The 21,541-nt window shown below is 45.6% G+C and carries 18 protein-coding genes; 9 read left to right on the top strand and 9 right to left on the bottom strand.

Features of this window, described 5'->3' with window-relative positions; all coding sequences use genetic code 11:
• Positions 1-37: 37 nt before the first annotated feature.
• From U9J37_RS20000 to U9J37_RS19990, 3 genes are all read right to left on the bottom strand, one after another.
• Positions 38-3,157 carry an efflux RND transporter permease subunit gene (locus tag U9J37_RS20000; protein WP_005476111.1) on the bottom strand — a complete coding sequence of 1,040 codons (3,120 nt, stop codon included), beginning with the start codon at positions 3,155-3,157 and terminating at the stop codon, positions 38-40.
• 9 nt (positions 3,158-3,166) lie between these two features.
• On the bottom strand, positions 3,167-4,312 hold the full coding sequence (locus U9J37_RS19995) for an efflux RND transporter periplasmic adaptor subunit (RefSeq protein WP_005476065.1): 1,146 nt from the start codon (positions 4,310-4,312) through the stop codon (positions 3,167-3,169).
• Positions 4,313-4,747: 435 nt separating this feature from the next.
• Complete coding sequence (locus U9J37_RS19990; RefSeq protein ID WP_005476051.1) at positions 4,748-4,900, bottom strand: hypothetical protein; 153 nt, start codon at positions 4,898-4,900, stop codon at positions 4,748-4,750.
• Positions 4,901-5,043: 143 nt separating this feature from the next.
• Here U9J37_RS19990 and U9J37_RS19985 point away from each other — a divergent pair, with 143 nt between their 5' ends.
• Positions 5,044-5,529: an HAD family hydrolase gene (locus U9J37_RS19985; RefSeq protein ID WP_005476089.1), complete on the top strand. Its 486-nt coding sequence runs from the start codon at positions 5,044-5,046 to the stop codon at positions 5,527-5,529.
• Positions 5,530-5,556: 27 nt separating this feature from the next.
• Here the strand turns inward: U9J37_RS19985 and U9J37_RS19980 are convergent, their stop codons facing one another.
• From U9J37_RS19980 to U9J37_RS19965, 4 genes are all read right to left on the bottom strand, one after another.
• The gene (locus U9J37_RS19980) at positions 5,557-6,165 is read right to left on the bottom strand and encodes a YitT family protein (RefSeq protein ID WP_005476081.1); all 609 of its coding nucleotides are present in this window, start codon (positions 6,163-6,165) and stop codon (positions 5,557-5,559) included.
• A 164-nt stretch (positions 6,166-6,329) separates the two neighbouring features.
• Entirely contained in the window at positions 6,330-7,688 is a 1,359-nt protein-coding gene (locus tag U9J37_RS19975) for a GGDEF domain-containing protein (RefSeq protein ID WP_005476116.1), read from the bottom strand.
• 2 nt (positions 7,689-7,690) lie between these two features.
• Positions 7,691-8,689, bottom strand: coding sequence for an ABC transporter substrate-binding protein (locus U9J37_RS19970; RefSeq protein ID WP_416200458.1), 999 nt, complete (start codon positions 8,687-8,689; stop codon positions 7,691-7,693).
• 179 nt (positions 8,690-8,868) lie between these two features.
• Positions 8,869-9,519, bottom strand: coding sequence for a Qnr family pentapeptide repeat protein (locus U9J37_RS19965; RefSeq protein ID WP_005476113.1), 651 nt, complete (start codon positions 9,517-9,519; stop codon positions 8,869-8,871).
• Between the two features lie 318 nt (positions 9,520-9,837).
• On the opposite strand from U9J37_RS19965, the gene U9J37_RS19960 reads away from it, so the two are divergent.
• Both U9J37_RS19960 and U9J37_RS19955 read left to right on the top strand, forming a co-directional pair.
• Positions 9,838-10,314, top strand: a complete 477-nt coding sequence (locus tag U9J37_RS19960) for a peptide-methionine (S)-S-oxide reductase (protein WP_043887436.1) — start codon at positions 9,838-9,840, stop codon at positions 10,312-10,314.
• A gap of 57 nt (positions 10,315-10,371) precedes the next feature.
• Entirely contained in the window at positions 10,372-11,247 is an 876-nt protein-coding gene (locus U9J37_RS19955) for an AEC family transporter (RefSeq protein WP_005476117.1), read from the top strand.
• Here U9J37_RS19955 and soxR read toward each other — a convergent pair.
• Positions 11,242-11,685, bottom strand: coding sequence for a redox-sensitive transcriptional activator SoxR (gene soxR / locus U9J37_RS19950; RefSeq protein ID WP_043887434.1), 444 nt, complete (start codon positions 11,683-11,685; stop codon positions 11,242-11,244). The genes U9J37_RS19955 and soxR overlap by 6 nt on opposite strands.
• A 214-nt stretch (positions 11,686-11,899) precedes the next feature.
• On the opposite strand from soxR, the gene U9J37_RS19945 reads away from it, so the two are divergent.
• From U9J37_RS19945 to U9J37_RS19920, 6 genes are all read left to right on the top strand, one after another.
• Positions 11,900-13,177: an HD domain-containing phosphohydrolase gene (locus U9J37_RS19945; RefSeq protein ID WP_005476073.1), complete on the top strand. Its 1,278-nt coding sequence runs from the start codon at positions 11,900-11,902 to the stop codon at positions 13,175-13,177.
• A gap of 17 nt (positions 13,178-13,194) precedes the next feature.
• A complete protein-coding gene (locus U9J37_RS19940; protein WP_005476104.1) occupies positions 13,195-14,787 on the top strand; it encodes a bacteriohemerythrin in 1,593 nt (530 codons plus the stop codon).
• Between the two features lie 99 nt (positions 14,788-14,886).
• Positions 14,887-17,106: a phosphotransferase gene (locus U9J37_RS19935; protein ID WP_322414062.1), complete on the top strand. Its 2,220-nt coding sequence runs from the start codon at positions 14,887-14,889 to the stop codon at positions 17,104-17,106.
• A 410-nt stretch (positions 17,107-17,516) separates the two neighbouring features.
• Positions 17,517-17,828, top strand: a complete 312-nt coding sequence (locus U9J37_RS19930; protein WP_322414061.1) for a helix-turn-helix domain-containing protein — start codon at positions 17,517-17,519, stop codon at positions 17,826-17,828.
• A gap of 235 nt (positions 17,829-18,063) precedes the next feature.
• Positions 18,064-19,218, top strand: a complete 1,155-nt coding sequence (locus U9J37_RS19925; protein ID WP_005474630.1) for a substrate-binding protein — start codon at positions 18,064-18,066, stop codon at positions 19,216-19,218.
• Entirely contained in the window at positions 19,211-21,001 is a 1,791-nt protein-coding gene (locus tag U9J37_RS19920; protein WP_005474641.1) for a GGDEF domain-containing protein, read from the top strand. The genes U9J37_RS19925 and U9J37_RS19920 overlap by 8 nt, the downstream gene beginning before the upstream one ends.
• 42 nt (positions 21,002-21,043) lie before the next feature.
• Here U9J37_RS19920 and U9J37_RS19915 read toward each other — a convergent pair whose 3' ends face one another.
• Positions 21,044-21,238 (bottom strand): hypothetical protein, encoded by a 195-nt coding sequence (locus U9J37_RS19915; RefSeq protein WP_005474617.1) that lies wholly within the window; start codon positions 21,236-21,238, stop codon positions 21,044-21,046.
• Positions 21,239-21,541: the final 303 nt, after the last annotated feature.

Genomic DNA, 21,541 nt, shown 5'->3' with positions numbered 1-21,541 from the left:
CAAACAAGAAAGGCGGAGAAAAACTCCGCCTTTGATATTAGTTGGTTAGTGCTGGTTGCTTACGGCTGAACAACCGTTTGATGCGACGAAAAACATTTTTAATGTCTTCCAGCATCAAGTAGAGACAAGGCACCAGTATCAGGGTAAGCAAGGTAGCAAACAGAACGGCAAAGCCCAGTGCCACTGCCATAGGAATCACGAACTTGGCCTGCAAGCTGGATTCAAACATGATCGGCAATACCCCAACAAAAGTGGTAATGGACGTGAGTGTAATCGCTCTAAAGCGAGCACATCCAGCTTCAATCACAGCTTGCTTGATCGCCACGCCTTCGCTTCTCACCTTATTGACATAATCGGTCATCACCAACGAGTCGTTAACCACTACCCCCGCCGCCGCAATCAAGCCAAAGGTGGACATCATGCTCAAGTCAAGACCAAACCAGTAGTGTCCCCATATTGCGCCAGTGAGACTAAATGGGATCACCGACATAATGATCAGTGGCTGGGTGTAGCTCTTGAGTGGAATGGCCAACAGCATATAAACAATAATCATGCCTGCGACAAAGAAGATTTTCTGCTCATCTTGTTGAGCTTGCTGCTCTTCAATGGTGCCGCCAAGCTCACTCTTCACGCCCGGGTATTTAGCAAGGATCTGAGGAATGATTTCTCCGTTGACTTGCTCCATCACCGCACCGGGTTCGACCAATTCCTCATCAATTGAGCCGTATACATAGACGCTTCGGAAGCCTCCTTCACGGCGAATGGTACTTACGCCCGGTTTCTGAGTGATTTCGACGACATCCCCAAGCATGACTTTTTTGCCTTCCGGAGTTGTAATAATGGCGTAACGCAATGACGAGAACGCTTCGCGAGTCAGCTTAGGATAACGAACCATCACTTTGATCTCTTCACCATCACGAAGAACTCGTTGCGCTTCACCTCCGTAGAAGCTTCCGCCGACCTGACTGGCGATGTCAAACAAATCCAAGCCTAAGTCGTACGCCACTGGTGCAAGAGACAGCAATACCTCTTGGCTTCCGGCATCAATAGAAGAGGAAATATCAAACAAGCCTTCTTGCTGCTTAAGCGTTACGATCAGCTCTCGCCCTGCTTCGTTCAATGTGTCGATGTCAGAGCCAAACAGCAAGAATCCAAACTCATCCCCTTTGCCATCATCGTTAACATTGTCAGAGATCGTCAAAGTCTTTAGACCGGCAATTGCAGGCATTTGCTCACGCCAACGTCTGGCGAGCTCAAAGGTGTTAAACGGTCTTAACTCTTCATCCACTAACGGAATCACCAAGCGCCCTTGTTTACGCCCTTCATTGAAGGTCAAGATATCTTTGATCATCTTCTGACCTGTTTCTTCGGCGATCACGTCGTCAATTGAAAGCACCGTGCTCTCAATCTGTTTTAACGCTGAGATAGTTTGCTCACTCGACACATTGTCATTCATTACCAGCTTAATGCTGGGAAAATCATGAGGCACTTTAGGCGAAGGCACGATACGCACATAGTTCGCCATCACCATTGCAATACTGATGACCAACAAAGCGACAAAGCCACTAAACACACTCCAACGCCAGTGCGTGCATAGCGTGACAAATCGCTTGTACGGACCATTAACAAAGCTGAAGAAGCGAGTATTGAATCGATCGCGCCAACTCCCCTTCTTAATCGGCTTGAACTTTGAGTGCGCCAAGTGAGACGGCAAAATCAGTTTTGATTCGATCAAGCTGAATAACAGACACAAGATCACAATTGAGGCAATGCCGAAGAAGAAGGCACGCTCAATCCCTTTAGACATCAAGAACGGGGCAAACACCGCAATCGTGGTAAGCACGCCGAATGTCGCAGGGGTTGCGACACGTCTTACACCACGAACGACATTGTCGACTCCGCCGCCGTTTTTCTCAATTTCGGTGTATGCACTCTCACCGATGACAATGGCGTCATCAACCACGATACCGAGCACCATGATGAAAGCAAACAGGGACACAATGTTGATACTAACACCAATCGCTGGCATCAACATAACCGCACCCAAGAAACAAACCGGTAAGCCTACCATCACCCACATCGCCAGTTTGAAGCGTAAGAATATACTCAACATCAACGCGACCAACACCGCGCCTTGAAGTAAATTCTTCAGCATCATGTCGAGACGCGCATTCAGGTAGTACGTCATGTCGACCAAGGTTTTGATGGTCAAATCCGATGGCAACGCTTTGTTTTTCTCTTCGATGTAACTCTTCACCGACTCCGCTACTGCCACCATATTTTGATCTTTGGTCGCTTTCACTGAGAGGTAAATGGCATTTTCACCGGAATACTTAAAGTATCGATCGTCTTCGGTAAACCCATCTTTGATGGTGGCAATATCTTGAAGTAAAACCTTGCCCCCATTGGCGCCTATTTTGACTGGGATTTGGCGAAACTCTTCGCCGCTGTAGTATTGGTTTTCAATACGCACGGAGATCATCCCGGCGTTCGTACGCACTTCACCCGCAGAATAGTTAGCCGAATAGCGTTGAATCGCCTTGCTGACATCATTCAACGTTAGGCTGTATTTTTGCAGGATGCGTGGTTCGATCTCGATTGCGATCTCATATTCAGGCGCGCCCAACTCCACCAAAGCGACATTATTGAGTTGCAGCAATTCATCTTCAATTTGCTTGGCAATCGGTTTTAGTTCAAGCAGCGAGCGATTACCAACAATCGCCATTTCAATCACGTCTTGTCGAAACTCAAATTGGTAGACCTGTACCGGCTCCATTCCTGCAGGAAAGTTGGCGATAGAGTCGACTTTTTGCTTCACTTTATCGAGAACGTCTTCGATCTCCTCATCCACATCGATTTCAAGTTCAATTGAACCATAACCACGACTCGCGGTTGAGATCGCTTTCTTGATGCCTGTGACATCTTTAAGCGACTCTTCGACCTTGATTAAGATGCTCTCTTCGATTTCTTGCGGCGACGCACCTGGATACTGCGCGCTCACATTGATGTAGTTCACTTCAATATTGGGGAACATCTGCCTCTGAATGAAGAAAAAGCTCGCGGTTCCTACAATCAGAATGAACACCATCAATAAGTTCGCCGCCACCGAATTGTTGGCGAAATAAGCAATTAAGCCCTTTTGCTTAGTCTCTTCCATGTGGCGCTCCTAGAAAATAATCGCTTCATCTGACACGTTAACATCAACAAGCAGACCTTTTTGCGGATACTCCGGAACGGTCAGCACGATTTGGTCATCATCTGAGAGACCTCCCGCAATCAACATAAACTCTTTTTCTGCTCTCACTACGTTGACCATTCTTGGCTCTAGCTCGTTGTTCTCGTTGACTACCCAAACCTGCTGATTGTTGACCAACTCTTGTGGCAAGCGATAGATTTGCTCCAGCTCTTTGCCAACAAACTGAACCTCGACATAAGAACCGAATTTGACTGGCGTCTTGTCTGAGGCGATCCCATAAGGGTCTTCCACTCTTACGACGACATTAATCATTCGGGTACTCGTGTCTACCACGCCAAGATCGCGCTCAATCGCGCCTTCACGTTCAACCGTGTTTAATCCTCGTAACAACACTTTGGCTGGGAGACCTGCATAGCTTTCAGGCAAGAACGCGCTATCAAACCCAGCAATCGGAATGTGGATCTCTCCCGCTTCAACGTTATTAAGTGTCGCGACATGCGCCCCTGCGGTAATGAACTGACCGACACCAATATCTCGAGCAACGACCAGGGCGTCGTAAGGGGCGACCACTTTACAGTTGTCTAGGTCTCGCTTGGCGCGTTTCAATGCCGCTTGTGCTGATTTAACTTGTGCGGTCGCACTCAACACCTGAGGTTTGCGTAGGTAGAGATCTGTGACCTGCTTTTGAGGGAGATTTTTGGCTTGGCGCTTAGCGACTTCAGCCTTTGCTTTTTCTTCGATCAGCATTGCCTGAGCACTCGCCAATTGCGCTTGGGCTTGAAGAACCGCCGCTTGGTAATTGTCGCTTTCGATCTCAAACAACACTTCACCACGTTTAACGACGCCACCGACAACAAAATTACGGTGCCAACTGATCACTTCACCGGAAACCTGTGCAGAAAGTTGGGTTACCTCGACAGGTTGTAGCTCTCCGTGGCTTGAGATAACAACGTTATAGTTGCTTGAACGAATCGGTGAAACGGTAACAACTGGCAAGCTCTTGTTTGGTTTAGCCGAATCAGGCTCTGGTTCGGTTGACGCAATCGCACTGTAGCCTCCGTATGCCCCGGCTAAAATGACACATGGCAGTAACCAACGTAACGACTTAGATATCATGACTATTCCTTATCTAGGTATGGTGCTTGGCATTCTCTGACACTGAGCGTGCGCTAAGAATGAGAATTATAATTTTTATACGTTCAGACTCATGCTTCGACATCAATAGAATCAAAACTATCCATAAGAATGAGAGTATTTATAGAACTCATTAATATTGATTTAGCCGCTCAGAACTTCCAGCTATACAGCAAAGTACATGCCACTAGATGAATTGATAATAATCAACCACTTATAGTATGAAATATCTCATTTAAACTATAGGCATGGCGAATATAAAGCAGTTTAGGTATTTTTCACCAGTATCGAGTTCGGCATATTGGTGAGAGCGCAGCAGGAAAGAAGAGATGAAGAGTACAAACAGCTGAAATGAAAAAGGAGCCTGCAAGAGGCTCCTTCTAGAATGCTTGGATTTCCAAAGAGATTAGGAATCGATTAAGCTTTTTTTAGGCTTTTCACTGGGTAAGTCAGAGTCATGCCGTCAACGCTAACGCGAATGTACGCGCCGCCACTGCTAATACCAACAACGACCATTTGGCCTAGATCGATACCTTGTGTAGCCACTACTACATCATCAATAGAAAACATATTAAACACCTTAAAGAAAGACGATGAAAATCTAGGTGCGTATTTAATATGAACTGCGCCTCATGTACTAATCGGGTATTTTGTCGTTAGGATAAGATTTTGTATTCATATACTTAACGCTTAAGTACAGCAAAGGAATCACAATGAAAAACTTGGATGTAATCTACCTATTCGATTGGGGCAACACCTTGATGTTCGATGACCCAACCCAACACGGCAAGATGTTACATTGGCCAACCATCTTAGCAATGCCGGGGGCAAAAGAAACGCTAAAGCACCTTTGCGCTTCCCACGCCATCTATGTTGCCACCAATGCTCAAGACTCAAACGAATCAGAAATACAGCAGGCATTTCAACGCGTAGAGCTGGATCAGTACATCAGTGGTTATTTCTGCAAAGCCAATCTGGGTATTGATAAAAATGATTCTGCTTATTACTCACGCATTGCTGAAAAACTTAATGTGCGCTGCAATCAGCTTGTCATGGTCGGTGATACGCTCGAGAAAGATATTGTTCCCGCATTAGCCGCGGGGTGCCAAGCCATCTATCTAAACCGAGAAAACAGGAAGGTGTCAGACGCAATTCCACAGATTCACTCTTTGGACGCACTCATTAACAAAACGGCTTAGCATCATGCTAAGCCGTTTTGTTATTCTTTAGGCGTTGCTCGGTTGAGGCTGATATCGGCCAGGCTTGTGATTCATCGCTAAGATGAGGTTGGTGGCAACAGCACCTAGTATAGACAGAGCAATCAGAGACACATCAACAATGAACAGCGACATCACTACAATCGAACAGTCTAGCGCCATTTGAACCTTGCCAGCGCGAATGCCGAAACGCTCTTGAAGGAAAAGCGCAAGGATGTTAAATCCACCTAAGCTCATTTTGTGGCGGAAGATGACTAACATACCAATGCCGATTAGACCGCCACCAATCAAGGCTGCGTACAAGGGGTCGATTCGCGCAATTTCAATCACGTTGTGCAAATGGTCCACGGCTACAGAAACGATGGAAACCGCAATAAAGGTGTTAATCGTAAAACGCCATCCCATCCGCATCACGGACAATAAATAGAAAGGTAGGTTCAAGGCAAAGAAAACTTGCCCGAAGCTAAAGTCGGTCACTTTCGTCAAAAATATTGCTAAACCTGCGGTTCCACCAGTAAGCAGTCCTACTTGGCTAAAAAAGATGACTCCAAGTGACACCAATGCACTGCCTAAAGTGAGTGCAAGTAAATTTTCTCGTAAACTGTGTTCATTATCCATAATGTACTATCCCTGTATAACTGGCTTAAAAAGCAGACATAAGCCAAAACAGGGATAAGATGTCTATTATTGGAACTAAAGTCGAGTGACTAAGGCCATAAAGCATTTATAAAAGATGTTAAATTTTATTTACACATAGGCTGTCAGGATACTTAGCGGTTGAATCAACTGGGGTGTTTTCTAACCTGAGCGAGCTCCACAACATCACTTGTGGAGGATTGACACTGCATGGTTTCGCCATCGTAACAGCAAGGTCCTTTTACGTGCTTGGAACGATACATGGCTTCGTCTGCCATGCTAAGCAGTACTTCTTTGTTTCTCGTACTGTCAGGGAAGTGGCTCACGCCAATACTGGCGCTGATCGACAGTTCTCGCCCATTGAAACCAATCGGCTCACAGATGGCTTGCATAATTTGCTCGACCTTTTGCGGTAGAATGTCAAAATTGTTCAGCAGATCGAGACAAATCACAAACTCATCGCCCCCTAGTCGCCCTACAAAATCTGACTGACGAATCGCGTTACTCAATCGGTTTGCCACGTTGACTAAAATGGCGTCTCCCGCATCATGCCCGTATGTGTCGTTGACCACCTTAAAATCATCAAGATCAATAAATAGAATCGCCAATTTGCACTTGGTTCGATTGGCTTTCACGATCGCATTTTCGAGTGATTTATCGAATGCTCGGCGATTGTATAAACCCGTTAGCGGATCATGCTCTGAAAGGAAAATCAATTGCTCGTGTTTTTTCTCCAACTGCATGGTTTGGCGTTTCACCTCTTCTTCTAACTCATGTTTGGTCACCGTTGATTCACGCAGCGAGATAGTCATTTGGTTGAAGAAAAACGCGATGCCTTTAAATTCAGAGTCCATGGAAGCGGTGTCCACTTTTGCTTCAAGATTGCCTTTGGCCAACGCAACAATGGCTTCTTTGACCGACTCGGCATCGGATTTGAAACGCAGCAAAATAAGCCAGGCAATAAAACTGACCAGCAGTGAACAGACGATCAACCATGCCGCGGCGGATTTCATGACATTAGAAAGGTTGCTCGCGCTTCGGTCGACCACCACTTGGTGAACATGCGCCAACTCTTCGGTCATATTCTGTACAATCATGTTGTAACGCGAATGTAGTAAACCAAACGCGTTGATCCCTTCCTCGCTTGCCACGTCTCGGTCATAGAGTTGCTTCTCTTGGGTCAATAAGGCTTGTAAGCTTTGGTTCATCCTTTGCAAATTGTCGAATCGAGCGCCCTGTTCGCCATAAGCTGTGAGCTGCGTGGCAAGCTCAGCTTGGGCATACTCTACCTGCTTAAGACTGGATTGATCGCCAAACTGCAGAAATACCCATAACTGGCTGCGAAGTAGGTCAACTCTTAGTTGAAGGTCAATGATGGTATCAAGCTCAGATTTGGTCTGATTTTGTTCGCTGTTAATCTTGGCAAACGACGCCACAATCAGCAGCGTCAACAACATGGTGGTTGTCGACAGCAGAAACAGTTTTTTAAACAGTGAACTGATCATCGCTAATATCTCTGCAAAGTAGCCTGTTGGTAAGGACGAGAATAGAAAACGTCACGAAAATCTGGGTTCGGACCCGCGACAAGTCCCGCTTCGTCCGCCCAGCGGGCTTGAAACTGTAAGTTAGACAATAACGAATTACCCAACGAGAGCCGAAACACGTAATCTTGCCAAGACCATTCCACTTGATTAACCGGAATGTTAAGCCGCTCCGCGACTAAAATACGTGCTTGCTCTGGATTGATATTTATCCATTGAATCGCCTCATTTAGTGCGCTAAGTAACCGAGTTGGTTCGTCTCCAACAAACTCAAGGTAAGGCGTAGTAGAAAGAAGATTGAACGAGAGTTGATACACCCCGCGAGTACCTAGATTAATGACTTCAGCAGCAGAGTGAAGGTTGGCTTGATACCCCATTGGCTCCCAAGCAGAAATCGCTTCAACTCGGTAAGAAAGCAAAGCAGGAACGAGATCATTGGCGTCTAAGTAGACTTTCTCCACATCCAACCCTTTTAGATCATTAGCCAGCAGAATGGAATCAAAGTAAAACTCGCTTGCGGTTCCCTTTATAAGGCCGACTCGCTTACCTTTAAGTTGAGCAACATTACGGATGTTGTTTGGCCCCAAAGTGAGCAACTTGAGATCATTGTCTGACTCAACAAACGACACCAACAAAGCAAGTTCATTGTGCTCGTGACTTTGAAACATCACTACCGATTCTGAGGCGGTGGCATAATCTACGTTGTGGTCTAGCATCAGCTGTGTGCACGCACTGCCAGAAACGCAAGGAAAGAGGCTAACGTCGAGAGAATGTTTTTCGAACAGTTTGAGCCTTTCAGCAATAAGAAAAGGAGACGCTGTCGGAGTCAAGGAGACTCCAACCCGAACCGTCGACATTTCTCCTTTCTGCTTTGAAAGAAGAAAGTACCCTGTCGCTCCTATTAAAAATAGACACACTGAACCTAGCCAAAAGCTCTTGCGTTGTAAAAGCAGCATGTTCTCCATACTTATTTTTTATGCAACCGAAACTTTTATTACATTAGCCTATGATTTGAGTTGCACATCAAAAATCACATCGTAATGAAGAATTCTTGCTACACAATTGCTTTAAACGTGTATTCCGTCACAAAAGGTTGGAAATTAACGACATGGTTATAGAATTTGATACAAGTAATTTTGACTCATCAAAGAAGAATAATCCCAAGTTGGGACAGAAGTTGCTCTTGCTGCCAATCGCAGATCTTCGCGCCGAACAACGACACTCTCCGGACATCGACGCCTTCAAGGTCGACGTGGGCTAAGTTGCACTCCTCAAAGTTGGCGCTTTCCCACTGCTCAGAGCTGAACTCACCACTAGATAGATCGGCGCCTTTGAAGTTAACACCAAATAGGTGCGCGCCATTCCAACGATTCTCAAATAGTTCGCACTTTTCCAGCACTGCACGCTCAAAATTTGTGTATGAAAGATTGCATCGTGTTATGTAAGCCGAGCAAAAATAGGCTTTGTGGCTGATTCGGTTGGTGAAATTCGCCCGAACAAAGTTGGCACCTTTCAAATCGCAGTCTCGCATTTCGATACCAAAACATTCCGCTGAGACAAATTGGCTCATCGCCAACTGACACCCTTTAAAACTGGCGTCCTTTAGATTGGCATGGTTAAAGCTGCACCCTTCAATCGCACCTGACTCAATAAAACGGCAGTCAACAAATTGAGCCTCTCTTAAGTCGGCATACTCAAAACTGCAGTTGTAAAACTTACACGCTTCAAATACGGCTGAGTGAAGCTCTTGTTTTGAAAAGTCTTGGTTTATGTATGTCTGTTTGTGTTGGATCATATTCCCTCCGTTTAAGAGTCGACAACCTAGCATCTTCCTCACCGTTTAAGCCAGCTTCATAAGTGCATGAAAAACATAACAATAAAAATCGCTCAAATCGCCAATTTAAGGCACCAAATACGCACGCCAAGCCCTCTTTTTTTGTTTTTTGATATGCGCATATCACTCATTTATTTTCTGCATCTTTAAAAAGTGTTAAAACGATCACACGCCACCCGAAGAATTTATCGACATCAACAAACAAATAAGAGTTACAGGCTTGCCTATTATCAAGATTTTGCTCTAATTGATTCACTGTTTAATAACGATAAAAACACAATGCAAACAATCTATCTCGCAGGTGGCTGCCTTTGGGGTGTTCAAGAATTTTTAAGGCATCTACCGGGCGTAATATCGACCCAAGCAGGAAGAGCGAACGGGACAAGCTCAACAACTAATGGCCCCTATGACGGATACGCTGAATGTGTTCGGGTTGAATTCGATCCCACCCAAGTGAGTGTTGTCGAGCTGGTTGACTATTTATTTGAGATCATCGATCCATACAGTCTCAATCAACAAGGCAACGACGTCGGAGAAAAATATCGAACTGGCATTTACAGTGACGATCCCGCACATTTGTCGGCGGCGAAGCGCCATATTGAGCAGCGAGAAGACAGCGATCGTATTGTGGTAGAGATAAAACCACTGACAAACTACGTCAAAAGTGACGATGAACACCAAGATAGGCTGTCTCGTTTCCCCAATGACTACTGCCATATCCCGATCGATTTGCTGCACAAATACCGAGAACACTAGTCACCCAATGATAAAAAGAGACACGCCGATGTCGCGTACAAGCGGAGCTTAACCCCTATGCTGCAACAAGTTATTGGTATCCTATTCCCCGTGTTTGCTTTGATTGCAGTGGGCTTTTCCGTCGGCCGTTGGCTTAAACCCGACTTTCGCCCCATTAATCGAATCAACATGGATACCTTTACGCCGGCGTTAGTGTTTTCATCCCTCGTGTCGATGCCACTAGATACCCAGCAGCTTCCTCTACTTTCGGCATCACTCATCGCGGTACTGTTACCCGGCGTTATCATGCTGTTTTGGTGCAGAGTGTCAGGACTGAACTTTAAAGCATGGGCACCGCCGCATATGTTCAGAAACAGCGGTAATCTAGCGATCCCTCTATTTACTTATACCTTTGGTGATACGGCACTTGCCCCTGCGGTTTTGCTGTTTGTGGTATCAGCATGTATCCATATTAGCCTTGGGCTCGCCTTACTCAGCGAAGGCAATCCATTTAAGCAGATCATAAGAATGCCTATTTTTCTCGCCGCGGCATTGGCGCTCACGATCAACTTGCTAGGGATGGGTGTGTGGGCTCCCCTCTATGAGGCAACGGCTCTGCTCGGACAGGCAGCGGTTCCTGTTATGCTACTTTCACTCGGCGCGCAAATGTGCAATATGAGATTAAGTGGCTTAAAGGTTGGCTTGCTCTGTACCTTACAATCGCTGATAACGGGTGGCATCGCGTTTGCCACCATCTATACGTTTGTCCCGCTGCCAAAGTTGGAGTTGCAGATGATGGTGCTGTTCTCCATGCTCCCACCCGCAGTGATGAACTATCTGTTTGCTGAGCGTTTTAGTATCGAGCCTGTCAATGTGGCCTCTATGGTCTTGTTTGGCAATTTTTTCAGTATTTTAACCTTGCCAATACTGCTGACGTTTGCACTCTCGCTATGACCACTCTTCTGGGTTAGTCAGCATGGTTTTTCCTTGATACGCTTCTGCGCGAATGTCTTGTGGATTGTATATCGCACAAGATTTCATCGATAAGCAGCCGCAACCAATACAACTACCGAGATCATCCTGCAGGGCTTTCAACTGGAGAATTCGGTGTTCTAACATCGCCTTCCACTCAGACGCCATCTCTTCCCATTGCTCTTTGCTTGGGGCTTGATGCTTTGGTAAATAGGCAAGTGATTGAGCTATTTCCTCTAAAGTCAGCCCAACCTCTTGAGCCGCTTTGATCACCGCGACACGGCGAAGGACACTGCGGTGATATCTTCGTTGGTTACCTTGGTTTCGCCAACTAGTGATTAGCCCTTTCTGCTCGTAAAAGTGCAACGTAGAGACCTTAACTCCCGCCCGTTTCGCCACCTCGCCAACACTCATATCCATATCCGAACTCCTTAATAATCCATTTATTCCTCAAGTTTACTTTAGGTATACCACTACGCCTAGATCAGGGATCGCACTTTCGACGTACCCTACATTTTCGCCAAGCTGTTGAAAACTCGACAGTGCGCTTTAGCCTTAGGCCAAAAATTACCGCCGAATCATTGAGAGTTTCCTAAACTAAAGTAAGAATACAAAAATAGTCAGGAAGGCGAATATGGAAGCCATTGGAAATATCAACAATGAGAGCTTTTCAGTAGACTTAAAACACGCTCTCATCTGGGTGGCGCGGGCGCTCGATTATGTGGGCGTTGATGACATTCACCACAATCATCGAGTTGGGTATATCAGCTATGAATGCGCCAAACTTCTTAACTGGGACGTTAAGAAGCAAGAATTTTGCTTTCTAGCGGGTCTGATTCACGACTGTGGCGTCTCTCAAACGGAAGAGCACACCAAGCTGGTGAGTAAATTCAAACCCGACGATCCCAGCATCCACTGCATTCACGGCTACCATGCACTGAGAAAATGTAACATCCTTGCTCAGTTTTCGAATATTGTCCGCCACCACCATACAGCTTGGGATATCTTGGAAGGCATTCACTTATCGCCTTTCGAAAAAGATATTGCAGCACTTATCTTTATTGCCGACCGCCTCGACGTACTTCGTGCCCGACACCTCGATAACGAGCATAGCGATCTCATTACTCTCAAAAAACGCAGTATCGCCGAACAACTGCGCCAATATAAAGGGACGCTCTTTCGTCCGGATTACATTGAAGCCATGTCCGAACTGACCAACAGAGACGGTTTTTGGTTCTCAATGGAGCCAGAAAACATTGAAGCCATTCCTTTGAGTTTCACTCATCTTGATTGGCTCCAGCAAGATTTAACCATTGACAACCTTGTCGAGCTCGGCACCTTTATCGCCGGTATTGTGGACGCAAAAAGCCCCTTCACCTACCAACATTCAATCAAAGTGGCTGAACTGTGTAAGTTTCTCGCCACAAGGTTGAAGCTGCCTGCCAAAACGACCGAACAGTTGTACGTTGCCGGCCTTGTCCACGATATTGGAAAACTGCGAACGCCAGACGAAATCCTTCATAAGCAAGGGAGCTTAACCAAGGAAGAGTACACTCGTATCCGCAGGCACACCATAGACACAGAAATCGCTCTAAAAATGGTGTTCCCCGGTTCAAAAATTGGTGAGTGGGCGACCAACCACCATGAGCGCATTGATGGCAGCGGTTACCCCAACAATAAGCAAGGAGACGGGCTCGACCTCCCCTCACGTATTATCGCGATCGTGGATGTGTTTCAGGCACTGTCACAAGACCGCCCCTACCGTAGCCGACTATCAAAAGAAGAGATCGTCGAAATCATGTACCCGATGGTTAAGCGCAATGAGCTCGATAAAGATGTCTATCATTGCTTAGAGGCTCATCTAGAGCAGTGCTATCAACTGTCTACGGACTTGTCTATGAACGCCATTTAACCGATAGAGAGGTAAACATGTACCACCGCTTGATCGACAAACTCACCCATTTATCGGCGCTGCAAATCGTTGTTTTCTGTCTCGTGCTGGCATTACCTGTGACGCTATATCTCGCGGCCACCAGCGCGTGGTTGGCGCTCCTTCTTGTTCTTATTTACTGTCTCTGCTTGGCCATTATTTTAAGCTCAATTACCCAGATTCTGCTTCAGGTGAAATCCGCCGCGACGCACCTTTCCGAAGGGGACTTAACCCAAAGAATTGCCCACCAGCCGGGCGTGACTCCACCGATTTACCACACCATCAATCGAATCGGTTCTGATATTTCGCGGACAATTCATGCTCTAGGCAAATCGACTAAGCACCTACTAGACGTGGCGGACACTGTGCAAAAGGACTCTCAGGAGTCCAAATCAGGCGCGATTGGACAAAAACAAGACGTCGATAAAGCGGAAGTCATCATTCGTGAACTGTCCGACATCACCCATCAAGTGTCCGATCACTGCGAGACGACCGCAACGGTCGCCAACCAAGCAAAACGACAAGCGGATCAAGGCACGCGCGACATGATAGATCTCGAAAACGCCTTGGACAGTGCCAATCAACACATCGACAACTCGAACACACATTTTGAATCCTTGATGGCAGAAACAGCGCAAATCAGTCAAGTCATGGAGACCATCAGCGGCATCGCCGAACAAACCAACCTTCTCGCCCTTAATGCCGCGATAGAGAGTGCTCGGGCGGGAGAACAAGGACGAGGATTTGCAGTCGTGGCCGACGAGGTTCGTAATCTCGCAATGCGCACCCAAGAAGCAACAGAAGAGATACGCACTAAGATCACCAATCTGCAAAACAAAACCGATGATGTCATGCAAACCATGCAAGAGAACAAGTCCAGCATGCTTCATTCACTCAAAATTGCCTCAACCGCGGAAAATACCTTCAAAGCTCTGAATGAGCAAATTGAGGAAATCCAATCCTTAGGAAAACAAATTGCCGCCTCTTCTGAGCAGCAGACAGCGCAAACCAATGAACTCAGTCAGTGTCTGGATCTGATAGCGTCTGAATCGGAAAACAACGTCAAATCAACCCAAGAAACCTTGATCGCCAGTATCACAGTGCGCAACCTGTCAGGCGAAATTGATTCGCTGTTGCACCGCTTTGCGATTAATCCTCATCAGGTTGAGCAAGAAGATGGACGTCGGGATCGGTTGATGGACTGGAGCGACAATCTGGATATCGGCATCGAAGAGATCAATCGCCAGCATCAAACACTGTTACATTTGGTCAATGAACTCCATCACCTCCTCCATAACAACTACGGTTTGGCCTCGATCAAACGCGTTGTTCAAGGGCTTATTGACTACACCGCCAATCATTTCACCTATGAAGAAACCCTATTCGACCAAGTTGAATACAGCCAAAACCAGCAGCATAAAGAGAAGCACAAAAAGTTGGTCAAAGAAGTGCTTGAGTTCCAACGTCGCGTTGAGAAAGGAGAAGAAGTCGGCGATGAGTTAATGCAGTTTCTTAAAAACTGGTTGGTTCAACATATCATGCGAGAAGACAAAGCCTACGCCGATGAGTTCAAACACGGAGGCATTAAGTAAAGAAACCGAGATTAAGGAGAAATGTATGTATTTACCATGTGAGATGGTTAAGCCAACACACCGATTTTCCATACCCTACTGATTGGAAGACAGTTAACGGTGCCTTTGCAGCTATCACCAAAAGACAACCAAATTCCGGGCATCGACACTCTTTTCGTTGAAGAACAAGTGATCGCCCTAGTCAAAAAGGTACTAGGTTGGTCCAACGTGACCGAGCTCAGACGCGAATACCTCAGATACAAACCAAGCAGCAGTTGCCTATGCCTCTACCAGATAAAACACAACGAAAGACACTTTCTGTTTTATCTAAAAGCGTATTCGGACAAAGTTAAGGTCAATAAAGCGCAGCAAAAAGCCCAATCTGGCAGCCTTTTTGCCGAAACGCATAGCCATGTCATCGAAACGGGTAACCTTGTCTTCAATCGATATCCTTATGACACACGCTTGCCCACGCTAGAGCGACTTGTCGATGTCACAAGGCGCCGTGATTTACTGCAACGCGCTTTTTTCAACGCTACCGATGCAGGCAATACGCTGCTCACGCCATTGCAGTACAAACCAGAAAGACGCTTTGTCGCCAAATTGACCTTGCAGGATGGAACGCCTTTGGTGGTCAAACTCTATACTCCTGAGCGATACAAAACGCTAAGTGTGAGTTATTTAAAGCGTCAAAACAGTCCGTTTGGCAACATCGTAGGTAAAAGCGACAAACACTGCATGCTCATTTATGAATGGGTTGAAGGCTCGCCGCTCAATCAAGAAGATCCCATGACCACGGACCAGCTTAAACATTATTATCTGTGTGGAGCGCGTCTAGCGGAATTTCATCATCGAACGGTATCGAAAAAAATACGGGCTGTGGATACCCGCCACTTTGCCAGCCTGATTCAAAACCATGCCCAGTCTATCACCCAAATACTTCCGCAACAGAGTTCACTCACCTTATGGCTTGCCGATCAACTCGCTCAACAAGTCACATCAATTGAAGACGAGAAGTGTTTTATTCACGGCGATTTTTACGCCGATCAGGTGCTCGTCACATCAGAACGAGTCGAGTTTATCGACTTTGATAATCTCACAACTTGGTTTAGTGCATTCGACTTGGGTAACTTTCTCTCTCATTTACGTTATAAGTCGGAGATAGGTTTAATCTCAAAAAACAATTACGCCAAAATCGCACATATCTTTCTTGATGGGTATTTGCAAAAACGAAACGCAGATCGACGCCAAATCGATCTGTTTGTTGCAATTGGCGTATTCCAACTCATCTATCATCCGCTAAGATTTGGGCTCGCTGATTGGCAGTTCGCATGCCAACGATTACTCACAGCGACCTTTGCTTACTTAACGCAATCTCTAGATACCCAAGACTCGTTCCGCCATTTGGTGGCGCGCTGTCTGGACACACGCATCGTAGAGCATCAAATCAATGCTCAAACGACAACGCCCTTATCAATTGAACACGCAACCTTGGTGAGATTCAAAGACGATAAACGAGCGATCGTCGAATACTCGACCTCCGCTGACAGTCCGGAGGTGATTATCGGGAAAATTCGAGCCAAAGGATTAGACAAACACAGCTGGAAAACTCAATCCACTCTGTTCCAAGGAGAGTTCGGAAACAAAGCCTCAGATAATATTAATGTCCCCGAGCCACTATTTGTGATGCGAGAACTGAACATGTGGTTTCAAAAGAAAGTCTCAGGGGACAACGTGTTTAAACCATTTTGTGAAAACGTCGAACCAGCACTTGCTCACCAATTGGCGCTTGCGCTATACAAACTTCACAATACCAAGTTAACTCTTAAAAAAGAACACACGACAGCTAAAGAGCTGACGATCTTACATGACGGTTTGCACAAAGTAGCAGAGCAGCAGCCGAGCCTAGAATATCGACTGCGTGCACTGATCCAGCAAAGCATCACCCTGAGTGAACAGCTTTCAGCATCCGAGTTGAAACCTATTCATCGAGATTTCTACCATGACCAAGTGCTGTGGGATGGACACAAACTGCACTTGCTTGATTTCGACCTAATGTGTCTGGGCTCTCCATACCTAGATCTAGGAAACTTCATCGCCCATATACAAGAACAATGCCTGCGCGTGTATGACGATCCTCTCTTTGCTCAGCACAATATCAACCAGTTTGTAACACGCTATCTTCTACTTTGCGGACACAGTGACGCAGAGAGAGAAATAGAGATCTACCGCGTCCTCAGCTTAATTCGCCATATATCGATCAGCCAACGAGTTCCAGAACGTCGGAAATTTACTGGAAGTATTATCACGCTTTGTGAGGATCAAATAGAAAGTTTGTAGAATAAAATAAGTCAAACTATTTGATCAATATTTAACCACCAACCATTTCCATCCAACTCTTAATAGCCAACAAAAACAATTTATATTTAAAAAATAGCGAAGACCAGTCTTATATATCTAAACGAAATAACCATTCCAATATTGACAATGTCTATTGTCGACGTCATTCGTAGAATTAACCTAGTACTAAAGCATTAATTTTCAAATACTTTGATCTCAACATGATAAAACTAACAGTAAAAAGTTTGGCTATATAATTAAATCTAAGCTAGATCTATTACATATAGTTGCCCCGCTCCTTTACAATCAAAATAATCCACCAAAGACATCAGATCTAAAAATTCCTTAGTAATTTATCTAATGCTATAAGGTTAATATAACCATGCTACTAATATGGAGGTGCCAACTGAATGACTAGCCCATTACCTAGACGGCTAAGATCTATTAGAAAACAACAAGGAATAACCCAGGAAGAGCTGGGAAATAAACTAGGGATGGAGCCGGCAGGCGCAAGTGCACGAATCAGTCAATACGAAACAGGAAAACATGCTCCAGATTACGCCACCATAAAGCGTATTTCTGAAGTGCTTAATGCACCTGTTGCCTATTTCTATTGTGAAGATGACTTAATGGCAGAGATCGTAATTCAAGTGTCGAGCTTACACGCACTCACCAAAATTGAAATACTCGATTTTATCGACACTTATGACCCCGCCAATTAGTCGACTGGCATAAGGCAGGCAACCAACAATAAGCCAACGTTCTTTTGCCACTAGATCGATCACTTTGTATGTGCGCGGCTAAGTCTCAGCAATGTTAGAGGCGAGAGAAGACAGAGTGTTGGCTCAAACAAACTAAAGGGGTTACACCCGTTTTCTCTCTCCATCTATTACCTTCTCGATGTCTTAGCCTAGACTATAACTATGGCGTTAAAAACTATAAGAAATAACCAATATTATGAAGATTCAAAGCTTTCTTTTATCTCTGCTTGCACTGCTCAACACCAGCTGCTCTCCTGAGAAAAGCAGCATCAAACTCGGGGCTGTATTGCCGCTAACTGGCACCTTTGCAATCTATGGTGAACAAGCCTTAAAGGGTGCGCAACTTGCGGTTGATGAAATCAATGCCAATGGGGGCGTTTTAGGACGTCCACTTGAGCTGATTGTCCGCGACAACCAAACCAACCCAGCGAAAAGCGTTAAGCTCAGCCGAGAGCTGATTCAACAGTACCAAGTATTCTCACTACTCGGCCCAGTTAGTAGTGCTTCACGCTACGCCATGACTGAAGTCGCAGAAGAGTTCCAAACCCCTCTTTTTTACGGGATTGATTATGAAGGACGCCATTTTAGCCGTTACCTCATTTGCTACAGTACCATTCCTGAACACTACATTGAGCCAATTGTTCCTTACCTAGTTAACAATGTCGGCGACAACTTTTACATTTTCGGCTACGACTACATATGGCCGCACCGTATGTCAGAACGCATTGTTGAATCGGTAGAAAGGCACAACGGCAAGGTATCAAATACCGAGTTCACGGCCTTTGGTGTCGGAGACTACACGCCAGTTTTTGAGCGAATTAAGCAATCACAAGCAAACAACCTCATGCTGATTTTGCCCGGTCAAGACGGCTTCAACTTCCTAAATCAAATGGCATCATTCGATTTTGAACGCGAGATAGAGGTCGTTGCCTTTGCTGCAGACGAAACCTACCTAACTAACCTTCCCTCCTCTGCGCTCGACGGCGTGCTCACTGCATTGCACTTTTTCAGTAGCTTACAGGCAACCGCCGCTCAATCTTTTGTTACCAACTATCAAAAACACTTTGGCCAAGAGTCGGTGGTGACCTATTCCAGTAAAGCGCATTACGATCTGATCTATCTGATTGCTGCCTCACTCGAAGAGGTAGGAGAAGTCGACAAAGAAAAGCTGATCGATGCTTTGCCTAATACCACCCTGTACCTTGGTGATTCGGAGCTTAGAGTGAGAGAAGACCACCACGTCGATCTCCCTATGTATCTGGCGCAGTTTCGTGATGGCTCTCTATCCGTGATTAAAAACCTTGGCACCATCCGACCCGGCGATCAGCGAAGTAACAGTGCTAATGAATAAACTGCGGACCAAAGTCTTTTTCATTCTTCTCCCGCTGGCGGCGAGCATACTCGGTTTTGGTTACGCGTATTATCAATCGCGAGAAGCGTTAACCATCGATCATATATTCCGCTCTAGTCAGCTTTCCGCGCTGTTGGGTGCCAATGAGATCAGCCACTATATTGAGGGTAGGTTCACCGAGTTTGATCGCCTAAGTTCAGCAATGTCACTTTGCCAAGAACCATCAATATCTTGGGCAGAGGTCTCTTCCAATGCGCTTAGCTTTAGTCGCGGTTTTTCGGCGCTGATGATTTCAGACCTATCAGGAAGGGTGCAAAACTTTCATCTTTCTTCCAATAAGAGTAATCGTTACATCTTGAGGCAAGATCTTAGAAATGCTCGAGTATTACCTGCGGAAACCATTGAGTTGCTCAATGGCGCCTTTGAAGAGTGGCAAGTTAATTACCCAAGGAATATCGCGCTAGAACAAAGTACTTTGAAGAAACTCAACGAACTGCAAGAACATGGTGAAGCTAACTCTCAAGCGAATCGAGACCTAAGCAATCAACTGAGCAGATTGCGAGAGAAACGAAATCTTCCCAAACAAGTCGTCAACCTCGCCTCAAGCGAAGTGGTGTCTCGCCTTGGTCTGATTTTCGACAATGAAACCTACTTTTTCTCAAGACCTTTAATCGACTGCAATAAGGAACTTATCGGTTATTACACGGCTGTTCTGGATCGAACGCTTATCGAAGACCAACTTTTCGATATTAAACGCTCACTCACCGAGAGTGGTTTAGAGTATGTCGATGTTTTCGTAGTGCGAAATGATAGCCTGGCCTCTCTGTCACGCTCTAACTACATGCGCTTAGATCAACTCAAGCGAAACGGGCTGAATGAAGTTATAGAGCCCGTGTTTCGAGAAGATCTGGGGGGCATCATGATCAACCAGCCGATTGGAATCAATATCAAGCAACACCTTGTCTTTCATGACAATATCAATCTCAAAAACGGCAAACACTCCGTCACTCTCGTCGTCTTTGTCTCTAAGCAAGAAATTGATAAGCAAAACCAAACTCTGATTCGTGAAATCTCAGTGTATTTAGTATTAGCTGCGCTGTTATTTGTTGGGCTCATCAGCTATCTATCTCACTATATCGCCTCACCGATTACTGATCTTCGAAGACGAATTTCAACGTTATCACGCATGGGGAAAGCCGATACAAAGTTCAGCAATCGCGACGATGAGATCGGTGATTTGTTTCAAGCATTCTCGGATATGGCGTCCAAGATAAAACAAAAAGAAATGCAGCTTACTCGGTTAGCTCGTGAAGACCCACTCACAGGCGTACTCAATCGACGAGCGCTGGTTGACGGAGCCGAAGAGATACGCCGCCTCGCCAGTTCTTGTTACATCTGTATGATGGATTTAGACCACTTCAAACAAATTAATGACCAGTGTGGCCACTCTGTGGGTGACGATGTACTGGTCGCATTTTGTGACGCGGTCGCTAAGGAAACTCGAGAATCGGATATGTTTGGCCGACTTGGCGGAGAAGAGTTTGCCCTGCTGTTGCCAAACACCACACTGCGCGAGGCGGCACAAATCGCTGAGAGAATACGCGTCCGGGTTGAATGCGATCTCGCGGAGAAGCTCTGTTCTAGCCACACTCTCCCTGTAACCGTCAGTATGGGGTTGGTCAGTTGGCCTAACGAAAAAGCATTCACCCAAGTTCTAGACCACGCAGACAAACTGCTCTACAAAGCCAAACAAAGTGGCAGAAATCAGATCGTCGCAGAATAAAAAACTCGCCACGTGTGTGGCGAGCTTTTTAATAATGTTTGGTTAAGTGTCTATCGACAAACCAATTTGACTGAGCTTAGATTTGAACTCATCAATACTGCCCGCTTGGTAGGTTGGAGCGCCGTTAAAGTATCTCGGTTTTTCAGGAAGCATCGCGTTTTTTAGCGTATTTTCTTGTTCAAGATCATCGTGGTAGACCGTGACGCGATTTGGAATGTCCTGTTTTAATGTCGCCATTCATGTTCTCCTTTTCTTCTGACGTTGTTCCCAATTAAGGTTAGAAAAGAACGCTTTGATGTCAAAACCAACGAAAGTAGTAGCCAGAGAAACCAGATCGATTTAATTACATGAATTTATTGACTTTATCTTTCTGAAATCAAGCTAAGTCCCATCTATCCAATTATCCAAATTGTGAGCTTGAATCCACTATTCATTTCTTTGATTACGCGCCTTTGCATGCCCGCTTTTTGTCTGGATAACGTAGACATGACCACAGCGCTTATAATTACTACTCAAGTCACACTTTCGTTTTCTACGCCC

Source organism: Vibrio sp. 16 (genome assembly GCF_963681195.1).
Classification (GTDB): Bacteria; Pseudomonadota; Gammaproteobacteria; order Enterobacterales; family Vibrionaceae; genus Vibrio; species Vibrio sinaloensis_D.
The sequence above is the reverse complement of the archived record's forward strand: the minus strand, read 5'-3'. Positions and strand labels throughout refer to the sequence as shown.

Bases quoted from the DNA above. Each gene is read 5' to 3' on its own strand.
- U9J37_RS20000 (WP_005476111.1), bottom strand. From the start codon at position 3,157: ATGGAAGAGACTAAGCAAAAGGGCTTAATTGCTTATTTCGCCAACAAT.
- U9J37_RS19980 (WP_005476081.1), bottom strand. From the start codon at position 6,165: ATGGATAATGAACACAGTTTACGAGAAAATTTACTTGCACTCACTTTA.
- U9J37_RS19915 (WP_005474617.1), bottom strand. From the start codon at position 21,238: ATGGCGACATTAAAACAGGACATTCCAAATCGCGTCACGGTCTACCAC.
- U9J37_RS19945 (WP_005476073.1), top strand. From the start codon at position 11,900: ATGGAAGCCATTGGAAATATCAACAATGAGAGCTTTTCAGTAGACTTA.
- U9J37_RS19975 (WP_005476116.1), bottom strand. From the start codon at position 7,688: ATGATCAGTTCACTGTTTAAAAAACTGTTTCTGCTGTCGACAACCACC.
- U9J37_RS19925 (WP_005474630.1), top strand. From the start codon at position 18,064: ATGAAGATTCAAAGCTTTCTTTTATCTCTGCTTGCACTGCTCAACACC.
- U9J37_RS19960 (WP_043887436.1), top strand. From the start codon at position 9,838: ATGCAAACAATCTATCTCGCAGGTGGCTGCCTTTGGGGTGTTCAAGAA.
- U9J37_RS19955 (WP_005476117.1), top strand. From the start codon at position 10,372: ATGCTGCAACAAGTTATTGGTATCCTATTCCCCGTGTTTGCTTTGATT.
- U9J37_RS19995 (WP_005476065.1), bottom strand. From the start codon at position 4,312: ATGATATCTAAGTCGTTACGTTGGTTACTGCCATGTGTCATTTTAGCC.
- soxR (WP_043887434.1), bottom strand. From the start codon at position 11,685: ATGGATATGAGTGTTGGCGAGGTGGCGAAACGGGCGGGAGTTAAGGTC.
- U9J37_RS19940 (WP_005476104.1), top strand. From the start codon at position 13,195: ATGTACCACCGCTTGATCGACAAACTCACCCATTTATCGGCGCTGCAA.
- U9J37_RS19920 (WP_005474641.1), top strand. From the start codon at position 19,211: ATGAATAAACTGCGGACCAAAGTCTTTTTCATTCTTCTCCCGCTGGCG.
- U9J37_RS19970 (WP_416200458.1), bottom strand. From the start codon at position 8,689: ATGGAGAACATGCTGCTTTTACAACGCAAGAGCTTTTGGCTAGGTTCA.
- U9J37_RS19930 (WP_322414061.1), top strand. From the start codon at position 17,517: ATGACTAGCCCATTACCTAGACGGCTAAGATCTATTAGAAAACAACAA.
- U9J37_RS19985 (WP_005476089.1), top strand. From the start codon at position 5,044: ATGAAAAACTTGGATGTAATCTACCTATTCGATTGGGGCAACACCTTG.
- U9J37_RS19965 (WP_005476113.1), bottom strand. From the start codon at position 9,519: ATGATCCAACACAAACAGACATACATAAACCAAGACTTTTCAAAACAA.
- U9J37_RS19990 (WP_005476051.1), bottom strand. From the start codon at position 4,900: ATGTTTTCTATTGATGATGTAGTAGTGGCTACACAAGGTATCGATCTA.